General features: G+C 27.9%; 20 protein-coding genes. 11 read left to right on the forward strand and 9 right to left on the reverse strand.

What is annotated here, in order from left to right:
* Positions 1-11: 11 nt before the first annotated feature.
* Complete coding sequence (locus Q6H37_RS08515) at positions 12-674, forward strand: response regulator transcription factor (RefSeq protein WP_318740923.1); 663 nt, start codon at positions 12-14, stop codon at positions 672-674.
* A 24-nt stretch (positions 675-698) separates the two neighbouring features.
* Complete coding sequence (gene fdhD / locus Q6H37_RS08520; RefSeq protein ID WP_318740925.1) at positions 699-1,487, forward strand: formate dehydrogenase accessory sulfurtransferase FdhD; 789 nt, start codon at positions 699-701, stop codon at positions 1,485-1,487.
* Here fdhD and Q6H37_RS08525 read toward each other — a convergent pair.
* From Q6H37_RS08525 to Q6H37_RS08545, 5 genes are all read right to left on the reverse strand, one after another.
* Entirely contained in the window at positions 1,477-2,241 is a 765-nt protein-coding gene (locus tag Q6H37_RS08525; protein ID WP_318740927.1) for a YibE/F family protein, read from the reverse strand. The genes fdhD and Q6H37_RS08525 overlap by 11 nt on opposite strands.
* 4 nt (positions 2,242-2,245) lie before the next feature.
* Positions 2,246-3,373 carry a YibE/F family protein gene (locus Q6H37_RS08530; protein ID WP_318740929.1) on the reverse strand — a complete coding sequence of 376 codons (1,128 nt, stop codon included), beginning with the start codon at positions 3,371-3,373 and terminating at the stop codon, positions 2,246-2,248.
* Between the two features lie 186 nt (positions 3,374-3,559).
* Complete coding sequence (locus Q6H37_RS08535) at positions 3,560-4,537, reverse strand: RNA methyltransferase (protein WP_318740931.1); 978 nt, start codon at positions 4,535-4,537, stop codon at positions 3,560-3,562.
* Positions 4,538-4,608: 71 nt separating this feature from the next.
* Positions 4,609-6,456, reverse strand: coding sequence for an APC family permease (locus tag Q6H37_RS08540; protein ID WP_318740933.1), 1,848 nt, complete (start codon positions 6,454-6,456; stop codon positions 4,609-4,611).
* A gap of 198 nt (positions 6,457-6,654) precedes the next feature.
* Entirely contained in the window at positions 6,655-6,978 is a 324-nt protein-coding gene (locus Q6H37_RS08545; protein ID WP_318740935.1) for a hypothetical protein, read from the reverse strand.
* Positions 6,979-7,275: 297 nt separating this feature from the next.
* On the opposite strand from Q6H37_RS08545, the gene Q6H37_RS08550 reads away from it, so the two are divergent.
* Together Q6H37_RS08550 and Q6H37_RS08555 are read left to right on the forward strand one after the other, a co-directional pair.
* Entirely contained in the window at positions 7,276-7,446 is a 171-nt protein-coding gene (locus tag Q6H37_RS08550) for a uracil-DNA glycosylase (protein WP_318740937.1), read from the forward strand.
* Between the two features lie 93 nt (positions 7,447-7,539).
* Entirely contained in the window at positions 7,540-9,573 is a 2,034-nt protein-coding gene (locus tag Q6H37_RS08555) for a methyl-accepting chemotaxis protein (protein WP_318740939.1), read from the forward strand.
* Positions 9,574-9,711: 138 nt separating this feature from the next.
* Here Q6H37_RS08555 and Q6H37_RS08560 read toward each other — a convergent pair.
* From Q6H37_RS08560 to Q6H37_RS08570, 3 genes are all read right to left on the reverse strand, one after another.
* Positions 9,712-11,138 (reverse strand): IS1182 family transposase gene (locus Q6H37_RS08560; protein WP_412523864.1). Its coding sequence is split into 2 segments (ribosomal slippage): positions 9,712-10,550 and positions 10,550-11,138, totalling 1,428 coding nucleotides; the frame shifts between segments, so codons are not numbered across the junction.
* A 207-nt stretch (positions 11,139-11,345) separates the two neighbouring features.
* Positions 11,346-11,786 (reverse strand): hypothetical protein, encoded by a 441-nt coding sequence (locus Q6H37_RS08565; protein WP_318740941.1) that lies wholly within the window; start codon positions 11,784-11,786, stop codon positions 11,346-11,348.
* Between the two features lie 117 nt (positions 11,787-11,903).
* Positions 11,904-12,554 (reverse strand): PspA/IM30 family protein, encoded by a 651-nt coding sequence (locus Q6H37_RS08570; RefSeq protein WP_318740942.1) that lies wholly within the window; start codon positions 12,552-12,554, stop codon positions 11,904-11,906.
* Positions 12,555-12,931: 377 nt separating this feature from the next.
* Between Q6H37_RS08570 and Q6H37_RS08575 the strand changes: the two genes are divergently transcribed.
* The 4 genes from Q6H37_RS08575 to Q6H37_RS08590 all read left to right on the forward strand — a co-directional run bounded on the left by Q6H37_RS08575 (position 12,932) and on the right by Q6H37_RS08590 (position 16,924).
* Complete coding sequence (locus Q6H37_RS08575) at positions 12,932-13,465, forward strand: sigma-70 family RNA polymerase sigma factor (protein WP_318740944.1); 534 nt, start codon at positions 12,932-12,934, stop codon at positions 13,463-13,465.
* Positions 13,466-14,701 carry a DUF4179 domain-containing protein gene (locus tag Q6H37_RS08580; protein WP_318740946.1) on the forward strand — a complete coding sequence of 412 codons (1,236 nt, stop codon included), beginning with the start codon at positions 13,466-13,468 and terminating at the stop codon, positions 14,699-14,701.
* Between the two features lie 18 nt (positions 14,702-14,719).
* Positions 14,720-15,745, forward strand: coding sequence for a phosphodiester glycosidase family protein (locus Q6H37_RS08585; RefSeq protein ID WP_318740948.1), 1,026 nt, complete (start codon positions 14,720-14,722; stop codon positions 15,743-15,745).
* Between the two features lie 93 nt (positions 15,746-15,838).
* Positions 15,839-16,924 (forward strand): eIF2A-related protein, encoded by a 1,086-nt coding sequence (locus Q6H37_RS08590; RefSeq protein WP_318740950.1) that lies wholly within the window; start codon positions 15,839-15,841, stop codon positions 16,922-16,924.
* A gap of 93 nt (positions 16,925-17,017) precedes the next feature.
* On the opposite strand, the gene Q6H37_RS08595 is transcribed toward Q6H37_RS08590, so the two are convergent.
* Positions 17,018-18,343 (reverse strand): glycosyl hydrolase family 18 protein, encoded by a 1,326-nt coding sequence (locus Q6H37_RS08595; RefSeq protein WP_318740952.1) that lies wholly within the window; start codon positions 18,341-18,343, stop codon positions 17,018-17,020.
* 853 nt (positions 18,344-19,196) lie between these two features.
* Here Q6H37_RS08595 and Q6H37_RS08600 point away from each other — a divergent pair.
* The 3 genes from Q6H37_RS08600 to Q6H37_RS08610 all read left to right on the forward strand — a co-directional run bounded on the left by Q6H37_RS08600 (position 19,197) and on the right by Q6H37_RS08610 (position 23,329).
* A complete protein-coding gene (locus Q6H37_RS08600; protein ID WP_318740954.1) occupies positions 19,197-20,330 on the forward strand; it encodes an acyltransferase in 1,134 nt (377 codons plus the stop codon).
* 314 nt (positions 20,331-20,644) lie between these two features.
* A complete protein-coding gene (locus Q6H37_RS08605) occupies positions 20,645-21,025 on the forward strand; it encodes a BlaI/MecI/CopY family transcriptional regulator (RefSeq protein ID WP_318740956.1) in 381 nt (126 codons plus the stop codon).
* A gap of 39 nt (positions 21,026-21,064) precedes the next feature.
* Positions 21,065-23,329 (forward strand): M56 family metallopeptidase, encoded by a 2,265-nt coding sequence (locus tag Q6H37_RS08610; RefSeq protein ID WP_318740958.1) that lies wholly within the window; start codon positions 21,065-21,067, stop codon positions 23,327-23,329.
* The last annotated feature ends 2 nt before the right edge of the window (positions 23,330-23,331 follow it).

Below are 23,331 nucleotides of genomic sequence, written 5' to 3' on the forward strand. Positions count from 1 at the left end.
TGTGACAAGTTGTGATAAATATATTACTAGTTGATGATCAGGAAATTGTAAGAGAAGGAATTAAAATGATTTTAAGCTTGGATGAAGAAATAAATATCATAGGAGAGGCTCAAAATGGAAGAGAATTAATGTCATTTTTAGAAAAACAAATACCAGATGTCATTCTCATGGATGTTAGGATGCCTGTGATGGATGGGGTAGAGGCTACTAAACTTGTTAAAGAACAATATAAGGATGTAAAAGTAATTATTTTAACTACTTTTACTGAAGATGAATACATATTTAAAGGAATTAAAAATGGAGCAGATGGGTATATATTAAAGGATGCTGGTTCAGAGGATATAATAAAAGCAATAAAAACTGCTTATAATGGTAATATACTTCTTAATCCTGAAGTAGCAGCAAAGATAGTTAAGGCGTACAAGTCCATAACTACTGAAAAACAAAATCTTGATAAATATAAAACACAAAAATATAAATTAGATTTGCTTACCAAGAGAGAAATGGATGTGGCAAAATTAGTAGCTGAAGGTAAAAGTAATAAGGATATTTGCAAAGTTCTTTTTTTATCAGAAGGTACAGTTAAAAATTATGTTACAAAAATATTTGAAAAGCTCCAATTAAATAGTAGAACGGAATTAGCTGTTTTTATTAGTCAAATACAGCTATATTAAAAAAATTTTAAGGGAGATGGATTTATGGATAAGCTATTAGAATGTAAAGTTGTGAAAATTGAAAATGGTGAAAGCAGCTGTATTAATGAGTTAGTAGTATGTGAGTATCCTCTAACAATTTGTCTTAACGGAAAAAAGATAGCTACGCTTCTTTGCAGTCCTGAAAAACTTAAAGAGTTAACTTTAGGATTTCTAAGAACAGAAGGAATTATAGAAAGCTTAGAAGATATAAAATATTTTAAATTAGATGATGTGAAAGCTTTAGTTGAAGCAGAAACTTTTGATAAAAATGTTTTTAGAAAAAGCTTTTATTCAAAAAAGGTTGAATTAGACAATTTAAAAGATAATAGCTTAAAAGAGTTTAAAAACTTTTTACAGTGTATAGATTGCACACCAGTAGTTAGTAAAATAACTTTAAAAGCAAACAAGGTCTTGGAATTTATGAAAAAAAACCTTGATTTTTCTGAAATCTTTAAAAAAACAGGAGGGTTACATTGTGTTGCTCTTAGTGATACGGAATATATAATTATTATTTCAGAGGATGTAGCACGTCATAATGCATTAGATAAAGTGATAGGAGAAGGGCTTTTAAAGAAAATTTTTTTTAAGGATAAAATTTTAATACTTAGTGGCAGAGTATCCCTTGAAATGATTTTAAAAGCAGCCAAACTTGAAATACCAGTTATTATATCTAAATCTGCGCCAACTAGCTTATCTGTTGCTTTAGCAAAAAAGCTTAATATTACATTAGTGGGGTTTGTGAGAGGGAATAAAATGAATATATATTCTGGTGAAGAAAGAATTATATATTAACTCTTAACTTAATATATAATATGTTTGCTGTAATTAGAGAAGTAATAGGTATTATGAGTATAATGCCTATTCCACCACATAATATCTGAAACACTTCTGAACAAAATACTTTTGCATTTATTATAGAGGACATTGAATAATGGAGTTCGTTAAAATAAATAATTAATGTCATAAATCCACCTATATATGCAAAAAGTAATGTATTTGTCATAGTTCCCAAAATATCTTTTCCAATATTCATTCCAGATTTCAATAAATCAGCTTTACTTATTGATGGATCCTGTTTATATAGTTCATACATAAAGGAAGATATAGAAATAGATACATCAATTATTGCGCCTAATAATCCAATTAAAACTTGGCATATAACTATTTGTGAAAAGTTCAATTGTACATAAAGGGATAGTGCAGAAATTGTTTCTGATTGTTCTACACCAAAGCCTTGTATTTTTGCATTATTTCCTATGTCGTATGTAATAAGCATGGTTATAAGTATAACTAAGGTAACTGAAAAAAGTGCTGAAACTGTCTTTTTATTTAATCCATTAATATAAAATAAAGTGACATAGGTAATAGTTATACATCCCACAAAAGTTATTTTAATTGGATCCATTTTAGCAGCAATGAGTATGAGCATAAAAAACAAAATTGAGAAGTTAAAAATTAATGTAAAAAATGATTTTATCCCTCTTTTGCCACCTATTATCACCATTAAAGCAAACAATATAATTAATAGTACTATTGATACATTCATAGCTTTAAAATACTCCAATCTTATGATTTTTAAAAAGTATTACGGATATGTAAATAGTAATAGGGATACTCAAAATGATTCCTATACTTCCAGTAAGTGCACGTACAAATTCAAGGGAAAGATTTATACTTATAATATAAAAAATTGAAAAACCGTTTTTTAACAAAAGCAGTATAAGCGGTATGCTGCCACTAATATATGCAAAAACTAAAGTATTTGTCATGGTTCCCATAATATCTTTTCCAATTTCTTTACCCGAGTTAATAAGAACTTTACTTTCAATGTTTGGGTTTTTATCACATAATTCTTTTATAGAGGAGGAAATAGAAATTGCAATATCCATTATTGAACCCAAAGTACCTATAAGAATTTCAATATAAAATATTTGTTCCGGTGGATGAGTAAGAAACTCCATTTCTTCAAATTTAATTCCACTCCAGTGATTTAACTGTATTACAAAAACAGCTATTAACATTGACAAAAGAGTTCCTGCTATTGTTCCAAGTATAGCAGAAAGAGTTTTTTTATTTGTTCCGCATACAATTGATATGGATAAAATGACAAATAATAAACTGGCTACTATGGAAATAACTATGAGATTATAGCCATGTATAAACAATTTAACTATAATGCAAAAAATTATAATATTAATAATTACGCTGGCTAAAGAACGAAATCCTTTAAAACCACCCACTAGCAAAATTAAAAATATAAATATGGATGTAATATATACAATGTATTTATCTCTTTTAAGATCAAGTATTTTTGCAGAAATTATTTTATTATTTGCATCTTGCTGTGTTGATATAAAAACCTCGTCACCAACTTTTAAATTTAAATTATTGACTCCAGAATAGGAAGATAAATTTTCCAGCCCAATTTCTTGCCCTTTAAATTTTCCATTCATAATTATTGACTTGATTTGCTGTTTTGTTATTTGTTCAACATCACCATTTATATTGGTGATTTTAGATGGAGTTTCTTTTATATATGTTATCTTTGCTATAGTTTTGTCATAATAGTTTTCATTGTTTGATGTAAAACAGTAGATAATCCCACAAATAAGTACTAATGATATAGCAACTATGGAAGTAAATTTATTTTTCTTTAATAATGACAATATTTTTTCCATAATTTAAGTAACTCCTTTTACCAAAAGTCTGCTTTTGTTGATATTTTTATTTAAAGAATATTTCATATAATATAGTATGAGCTGCAGCTTAAAATTGAAGCTCATTACTACTTAGATTACTTTGATTTTAATGATAACACATTGAAGTAAGTACGTAAATTATTATTGTTCCTTATTATGTTAAACTTACTGACATATAGTTATATGTCTTTTAAATTTACCCTTAGCAACAAAACATTTATCAATAATATTAAAACCAGATGAAAGAATATATTTATCCATATTTTCAAAAGTAACAATTACCATTTTATTTGATATTTTACGAGCAGTTTTTATTATAGCTACTTGATCTTCAAGTGTAGTTGATGAAAATAAGCCATAAGGTAAATCTATAATTGATACATCAAAGTTATCTTTTATATCATGCATATTCCCAGTAGTAATTACATTTTCACAGCAAAAGTAGTTTAGATTTTTTTTTGCATTTGCAGCAATCATAGGGTTTATTTCCCAGCCTTTGGTATCAATTCCTAAGGACAGAGCTTCTATAATAACAGTTCCAATACCACAACAAGGATCAACTAATTTATAGTCTAATTTATTGCATACAGCAATGTTTACTATTGCCCTTGCAACTCTTGAATCAAGCGCATTAGAATATGAGTATGGTTTTCTGTTATGAAATTTCCATTCTGGATTATTTTTTTCATATTTGCCGAATATCCATTTTTTATTTACTCTTGTTATACCAAAGAGTAATTCAGGATTTTTCATTTTAGCTTCTCCTGTTATATTTTGACCAATTTCATATTCTATTTTACGCCTCTTTTCATAACTAAGGATTTCATCACCATAATTCACATAAGAAACTTTGAAGTTTTCATATGCCAGTTTATCTACTGTAATTTTATCAATTATATCCTCTAAGGATTTTCCAGTATACATTATGGATATAGATTCTTTTATAAATGGACTTCTAGATGTGGCAATATAGTGATAAGAAAAGAAATGTTTTTTGTCTGGAACTTTATTGAAAAGACATTTCATTTCCATTTTGCACAAGCTTTCTTCATCTTGAGCAAAATTAATTATATAAAAATAGGGTTTAATTTTGTTATTAAGATTTACCTTTGGGTTTATATCCATAGGTATTAATTTAAACATAAGCACACCTCTTTTAATAAATAAAGGTAACTTGTTATCTTTAAACAAATTACCCTTATTATTAATTAATATTATTCTTCTTCATCAGGTAAATGATAAGGATATGATGATATAACCACATTTTTATTTTTTAACAAGGTTTCTCTTAAAAAGAAACTAGTATGGTTATGAAGTAATTGTCCCCACCATTCAGGAGTTATAAATTGAGGTAAAAGAACAGTTATTTTTTCATTTTCACCTGAGTATTTAACTATATCCGCTATAAAACTTAAAAGAGGAGTTACTACAGCCCTATAAGGTGAATATTTACTAACAAGTAATATATCTGTGTTTAAAGTACTCCACTTTTTTTTCAATTTCTCTAAAAGATCTTTATCTGTGGAAATATTTATAGCTATTACATCAGGAGTTATACTTCTTGCATATTGTAGTGCTTTTAAGGTAGCTTTATTTAAACTTGCTATAGGAACTATCATAATATGAACAAATTGTTTGCCTAGTTCAGCATTTAGAATATCTTCTTCATTAGCTCTTAAGTTATCAGCTACATAGTTATAGTGTCTTTTGATTTTCATCATTACAATTGCAATTATAGGTATAAGGATTATAACTATCCAAGCACCTTCAATAAATTTTTCATAAATAATAATAAAAGTAGTGATAATGGTTATTACAGCACCAAATCCGTTAATTGCAGCACGCTTCCTCCAATTAGGTTCATTGCTATTTTTCCAATGAATTACCATGCCTGTCTGTGCTAAAGTAAAGGATAGAAAAACTCCTACAGAGTAAAGAGGAATTAATCTATGGGTAGTAGCATTAAATATAAAAACAAGTATGCAAGCAACAAATGATAAAGATACAATTCCTGTGGAAAAGCTTAGTCTTTTACCTTTTATGGTAAATTGTCTTGGAGCAAAGCCATCTTTTCCAATTACATACATTAGCATAGGGAATCCAGTAAAAGCAGTGTTGCATGCCATGAGTAATATAATAGCTGTGGTGAATTGAACAATGTAAAACATAAGTGTATTTCCAAAAACACCATAAGCAATTTGTGCAATTACAGTAGGATTTCCTACGGGAATGGCATGATAAAATCTTGCTAATATTGAAGTGCCACCAAATATAAATAGTATCAATAAAGATAATAAAACCATAACAGTCTTTGCATTTTTTTGACTTGGCTCTTTAAAGTTTGGAACTGAATTACTAACAGCTTCAAGTCCAGTTAAAGCAGAACATCCAGATGAAAAAGCTCTTAAAATTAGAAATAAGCTTAATTCTCCAGAAGCTTTAATTTGCTGATTTACCATAGGTGCAGGAGCTCCATACAAATAAAATTTTATTAAGCCATAAACAATCATAAAAATCATACTGAATATGAATAGATAAGTAGGAATACTAAAAATTTTAGATGATTCGCTTACTCCTCTTAAATTTAAAATAGTTAATACAATAATAAGAACTATAACCATAGATACTTTATGGTGTTCGAGTTGAGGAAAAGCGGATATTACTGCAGCAATACCAGCACTAGCACTAACAGCAACTGTGAGTATGTAGTCAATTAAAAGAGCAGATGCTGCTGCTAAACCAGATTTTGTGCCAATGTTTTCTTTTGCAACTATGTAGGCGCCTCCTCCATGAGGATATGCTCTTATGATTTGAACATAGGAAATAGTAAGTATAATAAGTAACCCTACAATCATTAGGGAAACCCAGCCTAACCATTTATAGGACATTAGACCTATAACAGCTATAAGCACATAAAGAATTTCTTCTGCTGCATAAGCCACTGAAGAAACAGCATCACTAGCCATAACCGCAAGTCCAAAGAAAACATTATATTTTTCTTGTGAATTTTGTTCATTAGGTAATGGCTTACCAATAATTATATCTAGAAATTCCCGTAACATTATTTACCTCCACTAATTAAGTTAATTATTCACAATATATTATAATATGACAATTTATAAAGTAAATAAGAAATTAAAAAATTAGAAAATTAAAATTTTATGAAAACGTTAATAAAAATCAATTTGCTGTAAGCCTTGAAAATTGCAAAATAAATGAAAGAAATCCTCTTAAATTTGAGGATTTTTTCATTTAACATATTAAATTCCTTTAATTTTACCTTTAAGTGCTTTTATACGTTCGTTTACATAGCCAACAAGTTTGCTTTTGTCATTTTTTACGCTGTTAGGAGCATTAGAAACTATAGTAATAATATCTAATTTACTTCCTTTTACTTCTTTAGCAACTTCATAGCCTAAGTAAACATTTTTTACTTTCCAATAGGCATTGTTAAACTCATCTGCTTGTTGTTTAGTATAATATCCTTTTTCAATACCAAATTGGAATAAATCAGCTGCTGCTTCTAATTCGTCTAAGTTTTCAGCTTCTAGAGTTTCATTAATGAGACTTTGAAATGTTTTCATTATAGCCTCCCCCTTTTAAGTTATATAATAATATTTTAAGCTTATAATATGGCACATATACTGGTATATTTTGGATTTTTATGCCATTAATATTTCACAGTTACATAAAATTATAAGTTTTTCTGCAAATAAACTTATAAGCAGGGTAACAAGTATTCATATTATCATATTTTAAGTAAAAAAACCATAATATTGTGTTTTTTTTATATATATTTGTTATTATATATATATTACCAAGTTAAAATGTAAATAGAAAGTTTTAAAATTTTGATTTTAATGTATATGGAGATGAAATGTATGACTATAGAAATGGTACAGTGTAGAAAATGCAAATATTATTATATTACATGGGATAAGAATTTTCCATATGGATGTAAGCTATTTAAGGTAAAATCAAAGCAAATGCCTTCTATTATTGTTTACCAATCTATTGGAAAGCAATGTGGAAATTATTGTTATAATTTATAAAGTAAACTAATTTGTCCATATATATTAAGTATTTTTTCAAACTGTACGAGAATAGGGGTAAATAAGGTTTATTTATGGGGGGAGCTGTTTTTTATGTCTATAAGGAAAAAAATACCTTTTTTAATTGCAGTAATAATTATTGTTTTAATGGTTGTAACTACTATTTTTATTAACAATAGGTCTAGCAATATAATAGAAAACAAAACTAATAGTGAAATACAACAAATATGTGACCGTTCAGCTGAAACTATAAGTTCAACAATTGAAAAAGAAAAGTTGGCAGTTAGAATTTATTCAGAAAAAAATGTAGTTAGAAATTTACTTAAGGTAAATAAGGATGCTCCAAATAGTGAAGATTTTAATAAGCAGCAACAGGATATGAATTTAGCACTACAAGATTATGTGAAAGAAACTAAAAATCTTGAGCATATCTTTTTAGTGGATACTAAAGGAAATATAATTGCAGATAGTGACAAAGATTATCTTGGGAAAAGTACAAATGATAGGTCTTATAATAAACCAAGCTTAGAAGGTAAAAATTCAATAAGTGAAGTAATTATGTCAAAAGTAACTAACAATCCTATAGTGGTTTTTACTAATCCAGTTAAATTAAATAACGAAATTTTAGGATATGTAGGTACAGCTGTGTATGGCAGCAGTTTTTCAAAGTATTTAGCTAAGGCTAAAGTAAATGAATTTTCATCTGGTTATGCATTTTTAATGGATTACAAAGGAAATATGATTTATCATCCTACTAAAGACAAAATAGGAAAGCCTACAGAAACTCCTGAAATAAAAGCTATAGCTGATAAACTAAATAAAGGGGAAACTGTAAAGGGAAGTATACTTAAATATAATTTCAAAAATGAGGATAAAATAGCAGGATATCAGGTTATACCTGAAACAAATTGGGTTATAGTAACAACTAGTGATAAATCGGAAGTATTAAAGGATATTAAAAGCATGACTAATATTATAATCATTATATCTATTTTGCTTTCAATTATAGCTATAGGAATAGGTTATGGATTTTCATTAAGGATTACTAAGCCTATTGGTGAAATTGTTAATCTCATAGATAAAACAGCTAATTTAGATTTAGAGAATATTGAAAGTTTTGATAGGTTGTATAATTATAATGATGAAGTAGGAATGATGGCTCGTTCTATGGGAAATATGAGAAAAGTATTGAGGGAAATGGTTGGAAATATAACATCAGCTTCAGCTGTAATAAGTTCAAATGCAGAGTTAGTGGATAAGCTAACTATTGAGTTAAAGAGCTATGCTGAAAAGACAGCAGAAGAAAGTGAAAATCTTTCAGCAGGTATGGAGGAAAATGCAGCTACTGTAGAAGAGGTTTCAGCTTCTTCAGATGAAATGGGAAATGCAGTACATTCTATGGCTGAAAAAGCTGCAGGTGGTTCTGCTAATGCCAATGATATTGCTGGAAGAGCTGAAAAATTAAAGAATGTTGCAGTTGAGTCTAACAAAAAGGCTAATGAAATATATATGTCAGTAAAAAATGATTTGGAAAAAGCTATTGAAAATTCTAAGTCCATTGAAAAGATAAATTTATTGTCTGCTGATATACTTGATATTACTGAACAAACAAATTTATTGGCTCTTAATGCTTCTATAGAGGCAGCTAGAGCAGGTGAATCAGGAAAAGGATTTGCTGTAGTGGCGGATGAGGTTGGTAAGCTAGCAGAAGAATCTGCAGCAACAGCTAGTAACATTCAGAATGTAGTTGGCCAGGTTGTAGAATCAGTACAAAATTTATCAGGTAATTCATCAAAACTTCTTAAATTTATCAATGAAACTGTTTTGAAGGATTATAGCAATTTGGTGAAAACTGGAGAGGATTATAATAATGATGCAGAAACAGTAAATAATTTCATGAGTGATTTTAGCGCTGTGGCAGAAGAGTTAAGTTCATCTATTGCAGGCATAGCTAGTGCTATAGGGGAAGTAGCTAACACTGTAAGCGATGGTGCTAGAGGTGTTACAGAAATAGCTAGCAAGGCAGCTAGTATAAATGAAAAGCTTGGAAGTATAAAATCTACTTCTGAGGATAATAAGCAAAGTGCTGATAAATTGCAGGAAATTGTATCTAAATTTAAGATTTAACTTTGAAATTAATTATTTTATGGTTAGCTAAAAATTCATTAAATAAAAGCTATGAAAGTAAGATATCAATCTTACTTTCATAGCTCAGATTGTTCAAGAACCCAGCACTTTTAAAAGTGCTGGGTAAAATTATCGATTCTAATTTATGCGGTAGTATTTATAGAAAATATCAACATCTTCAAATATTTGTAAATAGTTGTTTCGTAAAATCAAAAAAATGTGCGATAGCACTCTGGCTATCTTTTTCATATTCTGAACTGCTGCCGTAAGTAGGCATTGTTCAGAAACTTTTTTGATTCCACGCAAACGAGCATAGCGTAGACCATGAAGATTTTTTGAATCTGCAAAGCTACGCTCAATTTTTTCTTTTCGTCTATTATATATACTTTTTCCTTTTTCTGTCTTGGTAAACTTAAAAACTTCTTCTTTATAGTCCTCCCAAACATGGCGTCTAATAGTTCTAAAGCTTGCTTTATCTGAAGTTAAACATTTATCTCTATATTTACAGTTTGTACAATTATCTGAATTACTAACATATTCTTTATAGCCTTGTCTATTGGTTGTTTTATATTTTAATAGGTACTTATTTTCACAAACATAACCATCTAAATCTTTAACATACTGAAATCTATATTTTGTAAATTTGCCTTTAACGTGCGGTCCTAGTCTAAAGCCTAAAACGGCCTTATAACTTTTCTCAGAAAGTTTTTTACAAATTGGATTAGTTGAATAACCAGCATCAGCAACTACATATTTTGTGTGAAAATTAAACTTTTCTATTTGTGTTTTTAATCTATCAATATAAGGATCTACATCATTAATATTTCCTGGAGTTACGTAGACATCAGTTATTATATTGTATTTGCCATCTACTGTTCTATGATCCAAATAGAAGAAACCTTTCGGTTTACCTTCTCTAACCATGTATCCACTTTCAGGATCTGTAGTGCTTACTTTTATTTCTTTAGTTTCAGCTATTTTTTCTTTTTTTTTAAAGGTTTTTTTCCATGTTCTATTCTATCTTTATCAATATCTTTTTCCAGTTGTTCAAGATATCCTTTAGTTGACTGAGTAATTATTTCTTTAGTAAACTTATTTTTATTAGCGTTAGCTTTTAAGTGAGTTGAATCTGTGTATAAAATTTTACCATCTACTAATTTTTTATTTATAGCTTGAAGTACAATATTATCAAATATCTTTTGATATATATTGGTATCTTTAAATCTTGCTATTCTATTTTGACTTATAGTTGAATGACTTGGAATTTTATCTGTAAGATTATATCCCAAAAACCATCTATAAGCTACATTAACTTCAATATCTTTAACAAGCTGACGTTCTGAACGTATACCAAATAGATATCCAATAAAAAGCATTTTAAATAAGACTACTGGATCTACTGATGGCCTACCATTATTGTGACAATATAAATCTTTTATTAGTTCTCTTATAAAAGAAAAATCAATATATTTATCTATTTTTCTAAGGATATGGTTTTTGGGAACTAAATTTTCTATATAAACTAATTCTAATTCATTTTGTTTTTCTGAATTATTTGTAAGCATATATTACCTCCGTAAAAACCCTATCGGGTTAATTTTATCTATATTATATATTCGACATTTATACAGAAAATCCTTTTTGAATCAAAAAAATCCCTATCGGGCAAAAAATTAAAAGAGCTGCTGACAAAATATGTTTATCAACAGCCTGAGCTATGAAAGTAAGATATCAATCTTACTTTCATAGCTTTTTAGATTAAAATGAAATTTCTATTGCAATAAACTCAAAGCCAGTTTTTTTAAGGACTCTATTTTACTTTCGTATTCAACACAAGTTATTTCATAAGTATCTTTTACCTTTTTAAAATAATCTAGAAAATCCTGCTGCTTATCTTTGCTTATGTTAAATTCACAAGCTAGCTTGTTTAAAAATTCTATTTCCTTAGAATCATAGGATCCATCTGATATAGCAAGACCAACTAATTCAAAATATATTATGTTCTTAATTCTGTCTGTAGAAGTTTTTAATTCGCTTACAGCTTCTTGAAAAGATAAACTTTTTACGTTTTCATTAGTCAATGAAAGCTCATCCATATAATCATCTATTAACTTTTTTTCATTTTCAGCAAAAACTTCATCCACGTTAGCTAGAAGTTGAACTAAATTAACAAATACAACAGATTCTTCCTTATTAAGTTCCTCTAAAAACATGTGAATACCCCCTCTATAAAATAATAGCTATTAATTCAATATTACAATATAATGTATAAATTGTGAATACAAACTTTATACATTAAATATTCATAAGGAGTTAAAGCTCCTTATGAATTATTTTACTTGATATTTTTTTAATTCTTCATCTAAATTTACTTCATTTAATTTTTCAAATTCCTTATCCAATGAATTATCTTCTCTTAAATCATTTAATCCCTCTGCCAAAGCTTCTTTTTTCTCAATTTTTCTTTCTATATCATCTAAATTTATTTTATTACTTCCAGTATCTACATTTGATAAAATTTCATTAACCTTTTTACTAGCTTCTGCATTGTTATATCTTGCAGCGGCCTCATCTCTATAAGTTCTAGTCTTTTGAATTTCCTCTTCTAGTTCCCTTAATTTTTTCTTGATAGCTTCACCTTTTTTAAAGGCATCTTCATAACTCAATTTTAATGAATCGTAAGATTTATCAGCCTCAATTTTTTTTGCTAAGGCTTTTTTAGCTAATTCTTCATTACCTTTGCTCATGGCAAGTTTTACTTTTTCATCAAATTCCTCAGAAGTTTTTTTAGCAGTATCCATTTTTTTCTCTATTTCATGAACGTTTCCTAAAATTTGTGCAGATGAAATTTTAGCTTTGTTTAAACTTTCATCCATATCTCTTAACTTTTGATCTAAAAGTTCAATTGGATTTTCTATCTCATCTAATGCACCATTAACCTTTGCTCTAAACATGTTGTTAATCTTTTTTAATATTCCCATAACAATTCCTCCTAAATTATATTTCAAATAATTTTTTAATTACTAATTAAAATCTATGAACTGATTATATAGTTATTTATAACGCTTAACAAATTTTAAAATACGCCTTTTTAAGTGAAAACAAACCTTATATTGGCGTTTAACTCATAATATCTTCAAAAATCTTAAAGTTTTGATGTTATACTAGAATTAAAGAAGACATTAGTGGATTATAATATTTATTAGTTTTATAACCACAATTGTGACAAAATGAATAGAACAATATGATATACTGACATTATTAAAATTAAAAAAGTATGTTTGAAGTGTAACTTTTTATACAGTAATATTGTCTAATTTATATGGCCTGTATATTATCCAATTAAAGAGGTGAAAAGATGAATGATATTGATACAGTGATTAAAGCTCAAAAAGGGGATGATAAAGCTTTTGGTGAATTAATAAAGTGTCATAAAGAAAATCTTTATAAAATAGCCTTTGCTTATTTAAAAAATGAAGAAGAAGCTTTAGATATTGTAAGCGATACCATATATAAAGTCTATATGGATATAAATAAATTGAAAAATCCAAAATTCTTTAAAACTTGGATTACAAGAATATTAATAAACAATTCTATAAATAGATTAAAGAAAAATAAGAGAGTGATTTTAGTTGATGAGTACGAAAAAATTGATAATTTTAATCTTAGTAATTTAGATTTAGAAACGGATATACCTAAATGTATAGATCTTTATAATGCTATTGATAGTTTAAATATAAAATCAAAAACTATAATTATTTTAAAGTATTTTCAAGATATGACTATTTCCGAAATATCTAATATGCTTGAAATTCCTGAAGGAACTGTAAAAGTTTATATACATAGAGCTTTAAAAAAATTAAGAATTCAGCTGAGGGAGGAGTTTATTTAAATGGACTTTAAACCTAAAAATGGCTTTGAGAAAATAAAAGTTTCAGAAAAGCTTGATGATGTAGTAGAAAAAGCTATTAAAAAAGCGAAAAAAGATAAGAAGAAAAATATAATCAAAACTAAATTAATTAAATATACATTGGCAGCAGCATCGATATCTGTTATATTTATGACTAGTGTTAAATTTATACCGGTTTTTGCTGAGGCTATAAATAATGTAACTATTGGACAACCAATAACTCGTGAACTTCAGTGTTATTATGATAAGAACATAGGAAATGCGGTAAAAGAAGGAGCATCTCAATGTATAGATGAATCAAAAATAAACAAAAATATAAAAGTAACTATAAATAATATAGTTGGCGATGATAAAAATTTGTTTATATTTTATACTTTAAATGGAAAAATGGCTAAAGAAGGACTTAAAAATCTTTTTTTACAAAATTTTAAGATAACTGATAATGATGATAATGTACTTTTGGATAGTACCTCTAATTATTATTCTAAGCTTCCAGCTAAGCTAGATCATGAGGATGGAGATTATTTATTGACATATAATAAGGAATATAGTTGTGTAGTTGCTTCACTTGGTAACAGTTTTAAAAATTATTCAAAAAGTGGAGAAAGCTATGGTTGTATAGAACTGTCAAGTGTTAATGGAAGTAAGATACCAAATGAATTGAATTTAAAGTTTTTAAGTTTAACTGAGGCTTATAAGATGAGTTATTCAAAAAATAAGTATGAAAAGTTTCTTTCAAATTTTAAAAGAGAACCAATAAGCGTAGCTGGTGAGTGGAAGTTTGACATAAACGCTTATCAGAGTTTAAAATATAAAAAGCCTGAAGTATATAATAATATTAAGTTTAGGGAAAATCATACGGATTTTAATATTAAAGCTTTAAAAATATATCCTACACATATTGAAATGAAAATAGAATTAGGAAAGAATACCATAAATTCAGCACAATGTTATTCCATAGGACGTCAAATCATGAAAAATGATAAAACAGATAATAGCAAATTACCTTATTTAATTGATGAGAAAGGTAATAAGTATTTATTTGCAGATAATGATTTAGAAGAAATGGATTCTGACAACTGTTTAAATATGAATTTTCAAAGTTCTTATTTTAGAGATTCAAAGGAACTTTATTTAGTAATAAATCAGCTTAATTATGATAATGATTCACAACAATTTTCGAAAGATATAGAAAGCACAAAGGTAAAAATAAAGTAGGAAATGAGGAATATTTTAATGGCAAAACATGAACGTAAACGTAAGAATAATGAGCATAAACATAAGAGCAATGAACATAAAAATAAATTTTCGTTTAAAAAGTTTATAGCGTTTATTCTCTATATAAGCTTTTTTATAGCAATTACTTCACCATTTTATGTATTATATGGGCCTTTTCAAAATGTAAAAAAGACTTTAGTGGGAATGGTTTGGGGTTCAAGACATAGATATTTAGTGGAGATGTTTTTATCAAAGGATAAAATCCAGTCACTGGTTGGCAGCACAAAAACTGCTGAAACAAAAGCTGATGAAGACATTGAAAAAATTAACATACAGCATAAAAATGATAATGAGATAATTAAATATGAAATAAATGATAAAAAATTTGATGGTTATCTTTTAGAGATAAAGGATCCTACTAGAATAAAGATTGCATACACTAAATATTCAGATAGAGGACAAAAAACTAGTGAAATGGCCAAAGAGAGAAATGCTGTTGCTGCTATTAATGGTGGTTCTTTTGTTGACAAAAATTATGCTGGAGTTGGTTCAACTCCAGGAGGCTTTGTTATTTCTAATGGACAAGTCATATACAAGGACTGCGATGAGGATACCCCAGCAAATGTAATAGCTTTCACAAAAGAAGGAAAGTTAATAGTAGGTGATCATAGTATAAATGAACTTAAGGCATGTAATGTAACTGAGGCGGTATGCTTCTTAGCTCCTACACTTATCATAGATGGTAAAAAGCAAATAGATGATCCTCAATGTGATGGTGCTAACCCAAGAACAGCAGTAGGTCAAAGGGCTGATGGTACAGTGCTGTTTTTAGTTACAGATGGTAGAAAAAATCTAGTGAAGTTAGGGGCAAGCCTTTACGATTTACAGAAGATATTATATGATCATGGTGCAATTAATGCAGGAAGATTAGATGGTGGATATTCAAGTACAATGTACTATGAAGGCGAAGTTATCAATAGTCCAAATGAATGGGATGGGGAAAGAACAGTTCCTACAGCTTTATATGTGGAACCAGAAAAATAATAAATTAAGAGAAGTATTATTTAAAATGTATGTTAAATAATTTTACTGTATATTAAATATATAGTTATATGATTGTATAGGAGTTGTAGTGTTATGAATTTGTTAAAAAAACTGTTGATTTGGAGCATAATTGCAGTATTGATTGAGTCAGGGATGTTTTTTTATTTAGATAAAGCTTATTCCAGAACTTCCGCATCGGATTATAAAGAAGTAAAAAGTACTACAAAATCAGAGAAAAAAACATATAATGAGGTTAAAGTTCCTGAAAATGCAGAAAATGTTCAAGTTTCATTTGATGGAAAATATATATCATATTGCGAAAATAAAGAGTTAAAAATAGTTAATACTCAGGATGAAAAAGTTCAAAGTGTAGAAACTAAGGATAATGCAACTATTTCTTATTTTAAATGGATGCCAGATAGCAATTGGATCTTAATTTGTGAGAAGGATAGTAGAGATAGAATAAATTTTTATAATTATAACCCTAGTAAAAATAGTAAAAATCAATTAACTGATCATGATATGAAACCACTTATTATTGAGCTGGATAGTAAAAATGATAAAGTAGAAAATATTGCTTTGTCTACGGCTAGTCATGTAATGTATACAAAAATTTTGCATAAAAATGGTAAGAGCGATATTTATAGAAGTAATGTTATGAATCAGATTGAAAAAATTAAAACTCCTAATAATGAAATAGGTAATATTTCAATATTAAATCTTGCTTCTAATTTAGTTTATGAAGATAAAGAAGAAGAAGAAATTAAAAGTGTAACTCAAACTGTGATTAAAAATAAAAAAGGTGATGAGAAAACATCAACTAATATTTCTAGTATAGATTTTCAGGATAACAGTAAGAGGGTCTTACTAGGTACTGATACTCAAGACAAAGTGTATATAGGAATTTCAGAAGGTGGCAAAATAAGCAGTATATTGTTTGGCGATTTGAAAAACTCTACATCTGAGTGGAAAAATTTAAAGTTACCAGAGGTAACAGATAAAAGCAATATAGTTATAACTAACAGCGGTAATATATATATAAAAAATCAATCGAAAAGTTCTGTTAAAAATGTAGTAACTAATGCAGAAACACAATATACTGGAAACTTTATAGAAATACAAGATAAATATATATATGCACTTTCTAATAGTAAAGTAATTAGAACTGCACTTAAATAGAAATCTATGAAAAAACACTATCAACTTTATTGAATTCAATAAGGATGATAGTGTTTTTTACTATGTCTGTTTAAAGCAAAAAAGCTTTGTTTTTTAATTTACAAGTTTTGTTTTTATAGTTGTCCAATAATCCGTATTTTCTAAACCTAATCTCCAAATTGCAATACCTAAAATATTGCTGCTATTTACTAAATCTAATTTGTATGAAAGGCTTGTACTATTTTCAAACCATACAGTATGTTTTATACCACTAGCGTCTGTGTAATTGAAGTAAGGGCTTTGTGAAACTGAATCCCATAGTATTTGTGCACCATAAGTTGAAGCTAGATTATAAACTCCATTAATACTGTATGCTTTAGTTCCATTTGATGACCAATCGTATCCATAAGCTGCACAACCAAGTAGAACTTTATTTGTAGGAATTACTGTAACTGCGTAGTTTATAACATTCTTAACCCAGTTTATTGAAGCAATTGCTCCTGGTGAGCCGCCTGGATAATGTTCATCATATGCCATTAAAACTATCTGATCGGAATAATTTGCTATTTTAGCATAATCAAAAGCTCCATTCCAGGAATCAGTAGTGTTGTCATAGGTTTTAGCTGGTACAGAAACTGTAACTGCAAAACCTTGTGGGTGCAACGTATTATAAAGTTCACTCATAAAAGTAGTGAAGTAACTTCTATCGTAGTAGTAAACTCCTTCTAAGTCCACATTAACTCCTTTGTATGAATTAGCTTTCAAAGAGTTTAATATGTTATTAATCAAGGTTTGTCTATTAGTTGAACTTTCTAATAAGGTTTTAGCTATGCTTCCATCGAAATTATTTGTTATCATGGCATAAGGTTTAATGCCATTACTATTAGCATAGGATATTTGACTTGATGGAACGAGACCAGTAATGTTTCCTAAACCATCCGTAGTAAAGGTATCTGTTGCAATTTCATTTATTGTAGTGGAATTGTTTACCATGGAATTATAGGATGAGCTGTCACCAGAATAATAGTAAGTTGCAAAGCCTAAAACTATTTTACTAGAAGAAGGTACAACTACTTGACTAGTGGTAGCACTTACGTGAGTTGAATCAGCAGAAGTACCATAAGAGTTATATGCTCTTACAAAATACCAGTACTTAGTTGAAGCACTTAATCCTGTATTTTTGTAAGAATTAGAAGTTAGTGTAGCTATTTGAGTATAATTAGAATCATAGGTGGTTGCTCTAAACAACTTATAGCCTGAAGCACCTGATACAGCATTCCAAGTTAAATTAATTTCAGAAGAAGTTATATTTGTTATGGCAAGACCAGTAGGTGCTGAAGGTGGTGGTTGTGATGAGCGAGGCTTTGCTAAAACAATGCTGAAATTAAAGATTGTTAAGAATAGGGCTAAGACTAGTGAAAGTACCTTTTTTTGTTTCATTTTCATATACCTCCATTGTTTTCTAATTTGTTATACTAATTTTATTATCGAAAAATTTAAAATTAAATTAAACGGTAATGTTTACCAAAAAAAACTTCTGGAGGTCAAAAGAATTTTAAAGTCTTCAGTAAAAATAATAATAAATAAAGAGAAGGATCATCAATGTAGTATACTTACTATATTGATGATCCTTCAACTTTTTAACTGAAATTCATATTTAAAATTTCAGTGAATCAATAAAGAATATAACAATCTACCTTGCACAATTATAGATAGCTTATCACCTTATTATGATGCTGCCACCATAATAAAGCAAATCACAACCCATAATCATGGTTCGTTCAACCAAACAGAATACTTACTCAACCCTATACAACCTTTCGGCTGTATAGGATCGAAAGGAATAAAGTAAAATTTACAAACTATAGTTAACGCCATAATAATGTTATTTTATTTAATCCATCGGCACCCTGAGTGATCTTAACTCGACCTTATAGAATAAATTGGAATCTCATTATAATCAATTGATCGATGTCGACTATAATAAAACTTTTCTCCACCCTATAAAATCTTCCCTCTGACTATATAACAGCCATTTTGACCATCATATAATCGTTGGTCGACCTATATACACCCAGTTTAATGAGCATATATAAGTCTTCGCTCAACTGTTATGTCCCTTATGCTATTAATATGTGCAATTTTCTTTGAAAAATACAAGGAAAAAAGAGGAAATTTCTTAAAATTAAATGTAAAAATTATTTTAAAGGTGTTATGTTTTATGCTGTTTTTTACAAGCTTGTGTTATAATGCAATATGGACAAGCAGTTAAATCAGGCAGGGGGAATTAGACTTGAATAATACTAGATTAAAGGAATTAGATGTCTTAAGAGCTTTTGCTTTTATTTTTGTAGTAGAACAACATACTATGGGTGGGTATTTTAATATAAAGGGTATCAGTTATTTTTACTATGAAATATTTAAATTTATGTATACTTTAGCAAAGCCAGCAGTGGCAGCTTTTCTTTGTATTAGTGGAATAGTAATTTCTTATTCATCTTTAAAAAAATTTGTAGTGAAAAAATATTATATAAAAAAAGCAATATATATATTTATACCATATGTATTATGGTCAATTGTATATATGCATTATTTTAAAAAGAATATTAATATTCCTAATTTATGTATGCAAGTATTATCAGGAGATGCTGGGTATCATTTATGGTATATGGGAATGATAGTAAGATTATTTATATACCTACCGTTGATTTTATGGATTTTAAAAAAAATACATGTTCAAAGCTTTATTTTAAGGTTATCTGTTTTTATCACTATGGCTTTATCCTATTATGAAGTATCAAAATATCAAAATGTAATTTCGGATAAAGTAATACATTTTATATTCAATAATCCTACATCAGCTCAAATGAAAATTATAAATATATCACCTTTTTTCTGGTTTTTATATTTTATAATGGGAATATATATAGCATTGAATTATGAAATTTTTAAAAGAACAGTTTTAAAGTTTAAAGTTTTAATAATTGTAACATACATTGGTCTATTTACATATGCATATTTAAATGAGATGAATATGGTACCATTTGTAAGAGCAATATATTTGCTTTATTTTGTTTTTTCTATTTTGGCTTGGTATGTAATTTCTGTTATTCTATCTAATAGAACTGTAACATATAGCATATTTAATTTCTTTGGAAAATATTCCTTTGGAAGCTATTTATCTCATGTTTTATTGATTCAATCAATCTTAAAGATAATAATGTTTAAATATCGCATAAGAGATTGGTTAGTTGTAGGAACGGTTTTATGGATTTCCTCTTGTATAGTAAATACTATTTTAATTAAAGCTATTAGTCACATTCCTTATGGGTACTTTATAACAGGCAGCAAGCAAAAATCCTATATAGAAATGATTAAAAGTATAAATATTAAAAGAGTAGTCCAAACTGTTAAAAGTAGTTTTTAGGATTTAGAGTTCAGGTAGTATCTACTAATATCTAAAGAGGAATTAAAAACTAAATATAGAAAAAGGTCATTTTAATAGTATATTTACCATTAAGATGACTTTTTCTGTTTTTAACTGGAATTCATTATAAAATTCCAGTAGTACATATAAAGAATATAACAATCTACCTTGCACAATTATAGATAGCTTATCACATCATTATGATGTTGTTATCATAATGAAATAAATACATATTTTTCCTTGACAATATTAGTCTACAAATGTAGACTGTAATTGTAGATCTACATTTGTAAACTTAAAAGGAGGGATATAACATGAAAGAAATACCTAAAATCTCAGCAGCTGAGTGGGAAGTAATGAAGCTTCTCTGGAAAGAAAATCCTTTAACATCTGAAAAGATAATTAATTCGCTGACAGTTAAAATGAATTGGTCAACACAAACAGTAAAGACATTTATAACTAGGCTTTTGAAAAAAGAAGCAATAGGTTTTAAAAAGGTTGGGAGAACCTATAATTATTATCCCTTAATATCTGAAAATGAATGTATAAAAGCTGAAAATCAATCTTTTCTTCAAAAAGTATATGATGGAGCTGTAGGTATGCTCTTTACAAAATTTTTAGAGGAAGAGTCTTTGTCTGAAAAAGAAATTGAAGAGTTAGAACAACTTCTTAAAAATAAGAAAGAAGGAAAATAAAGTTAGGTTTCTGTAGTTTTAAAATAGGGGGATATTAAAATGGATACCTTAATTAGAACTTTTTTATGGGTTCTCCATGTTTCATTAACAGCAAGTATTGCAGCTATATTAGTAATTTTAGTTTTAAAATTATTTAATAATCATATTGGAGTAAGACTTCAACATGCTTTGCTGTTCATAATTATAATAAGACTTATAATACCTGTGAATATTCAAAGCAATATAAGCTTGTTTAATATTTTATTTGGTAGATATGAAAATAAAACATTAAACATTGGAAGTAATACTAATTTTACTTATGATTTTCTAAGAGAAGGAAAAGTCTATTTAAATGATAAACAAAAAGATAAAACAGTATCAAAAATATCATATTTAGAAAAAACAAGTAATGATAAAGAAAAAATAAAAAAAGAAAATGCAGTTACTTATGTTTTAAATATAGCTTCTTTTGTCTGGCTAATGGGTGTTTTTATTACAACTCTATTTTTTTTCATGGTTGTATGGAAAGTTAAAAGAAAAACCTCCAATCTAAAGAAGCTTAACGATTTAAAGGTTATAGTTTTAATGGAAGAATGTAAAAAGAAAGCGGATGTAAATAAAAATATTCCTATTTATGCTTGTGACAATTTTAAAAGTCCGTGTATAGTGGGAATTTTAAATCCAAAGATTTATATCCCTAAATATGCATACATTACAAAAAATTATAAGCAGCTGTCACATATACTTTTGCATGAATTGATACATTACAAAAGAAAAGACTTGTTTTATAACTTTCTTGGAACTATTGCTCTTTTGATACATTGGTTTAATCCTATAATATGGTTTTCAGTAAAGAGAATGAAACTTCAAAGAGAGTATGCTTGTGATGCTTATGTACTTGAAATCTTAGGGGAAGAAGAAGCTATAGAATATGGTATGAATCTTATTAATTTCTCGAAATTGTTTTCAAAAGATTGTAAAACTCCACAGCTAGCAATTTTTTTTGAAACAAAAAACCAAATTAAAAGGAGAATAAAAATGATAAAAAAGTTTAAAAAAGGATCTTATAGGATGTCGGCAGCAGCAGTTATATGTTGTGTAATAGCAGGAGGTATTGTGTTTACAAATGGTGTAAATGCTAAAAATGTGAAATCTGATACAGTTGTTACAGCGGCTCAGAATAATGATTCAGTAAAAAAGCAGGAGTCTAAGTTTATTATTGATTCACCAGTAAAGGTTTATGACAATTTAAAAAAAGCAGAAGAAATTTCAGGTCTTAAATTCAAGATACCTGATTATATTCCAGCAAATTATGTAGTTGATCCTGGTTTTGTTGTTATAAAAATTTCTGATAAAGATAATTCTTTAAAAATATCTTTTCAAAATAGAGAAAATGGTAAGGTTAGCAATAACTTCGACTTTCAAGTTTCTAAAGGGAGCATGGAGGAATGCCTAAAACAAATTGCTGAGAATGAAAATAAAAAGATGCAAAATGTAGAAATACCCAATACAGTAAAAAATCAAAAAGAAGGAAAAGTTGAAATTAGTAAAGAAGCAATGAATTTAGAAGGAATAAATGGATCTAATATCACTATAAAAAGTATATTACCTGGGAATTATCAAAAAATAAGCAAATTTTTTGTATGGCAAAATGAAGGAATGTGGTATAGTATAGAATACAATCAAGGAATTCAAGGAAGCAAAAATCATAAAAAATTTATGGATGTTTCTACAGATGAAGTAGGAAAAGTTGCATCATCAATAAAACATATTGAAGATGCAAAAAATGTAAATTATTCTGTAAAAAGGGATGTTTCAACAGAAATTTCATCTTTCACAATATATGATAAAGAAGATTTAAAAAGAGCTAAAGAACTTTTAGGATTTGATCCTAAACTACCATTAAATATTAATAAAGATATAACTATAAAAGGTTCAGCAGTAGGAATTTCAGGAGATTCTGATATTGAAAATAAAAAGATTAATTATGAACTGAATACATTTTACAACTTAAACAAAGGTTCATTAACATTTTGGCAGGGAAGAACTTCAAAAACTTATGATAGCATAAACAAAAATGGATATGTAGAAGTGCAAGATGCGTCTAATAAATCAAAACAACTTAAAGTTCAGACGTTAAAAATTAATGACAAGGAAGTTTTTAAATATGAAGATTCTTTTGAAACTGAACCAAATAAACAAACAAAATCCGAAGAGTATGTTTGGAAAGAAAATGGATTTTATTGTGAAGTTTCAATATATGCAGATATTGAAAACCCAGATGAAATAGCTAAAGATTTTGTTAATTCAAAACCAATAGACTAAAT

The sequence above is a fragment of the Clostridium sp. JS66 genome (assembly GCF_033561535.1).
GTDB lineage: Bacteria > Bacillota > Clostridia > Clostridiales > Clostridiaceae > Clostridium_AM > Clostridium_AM carboxidivorans.

Bases quoted from the DNA above. Each gene is read 5' to 3' on its own strand.
- Q6H37_RS08595 (WP_318740952.1), bottom strand. From the start codon at position 18,343: ATGAAACAAAAAAAGGTACTTTCACTAGTCTTAGCCCTATTCTTAACA.
- Q6H37_RS08575 (WP_318740944.1), top strand. From the start codon at position 12,932: ATGAATGATATTGATACAGTGATTAAAGCTCAAAAAGGGGATGATAAA.
- fdhD (WP_318740925.1), top strand. From the start codon at position 699: ATGGATAAGCTATTAGAATGTAAAGTTGTGAAAATTGAAAATGGTGAA.
- Q6H37_RS08530 (WP_318740929.1), bottom strand. From the start codon at position 3,373: ATGGAAAAAATATTGTCATTATTAAAGAAAAATAAATTTACTTCCATA.
- Q6H37_RS08540 (WP_318740933.1), bottom strand. From the start codon at position 6,456: ATGTTACGGGAATTTCTAGATATAATTATTGGTAAGCCATTACCTAAT.
- Q6H37_RS08610 (WP_318740958.1), top strand. From the start codon at position 21,065: ATGGATACCTTAATTAGAACTTTTTTATGGGTTCTCCATGTTTCATTA.
- Q6H37_RS08605 (WP_318740956.1), top strand. From the start codon at position 20,645: ATGAAAGAAATACCTAAAATCTCAGCAGCTGAGTGGGAAGTAATGAAG.
- Q6H37_RS08545 (WP_318740935.1), bottom strand. From the start codon at position 6,978: ATGAAAACATTTCAAAGTCTCATTAATGAAACTCTAGAAGCTGAAAAC.
- Q6H37_RS08570 (WP_318740942.1), bottom strand. From the start codon at position 12,554: ATGGGAATATTAAAAAAGATTAACAACATGTTTAGAGCAAAGGTTAAT.
- Q6H37_RS08555 (WP_318740939.1), top strand. From the start codon at position 7,540: ATGTCTATAAGGAAAAAAATACCTTTTTTAATTGCAGTAATAATTATT.
- Q6H37_RS08565 (WP_318740941.1), bottom strand. From the start codon at position 11,786: ATGTTTTTAGAGGAACTTAATAAGGAAGAATCTGTTGTATTTGTTAAT.
- Q6H37_RS08580 (WP_318740946.1), top strand. From the start codon at position 13,466: ATGGACTTTAAACCTAAAAATGGCTTTGAGAAAATAAAAGTTTCAGAA.
- Q6H37_RS08585 (WP_318740948.1), top strand. From the start codon at position 14,720: ATGGCAAAACATGAACGTAAACGTAAGAATAATGAGCATAAACATAAG.
- Q6H37_RS08550 (WP_318740937.1), top strand. From the start codon at position 7,276: ATGACTATAGAAATGGTACAGTGTAGAAAATGCAAATATTATTATATT.
- Q6H37_RS08525 (WP_318740927.1), bottom strand. From the start codon at position 2,241: ATGAATGTATCAATAGTACTATTAATTATATTGTTTGCTTTAATGGTG.
- Q6H37_RS08535 (WP_318740931.1), bottom strand. From the start codon at position 4,537: ATGTTTAAATTAATACCTATGGATATAAACCCAAAGGTAAATCTTAAT.
- Q6H37_RS08590 (WP_318740950.1), top strand. From the start codon at position 15,839: ATGAATTTGTTAAAAAAACTGTTGATTTGGAGCATAATTGCAGTATTG.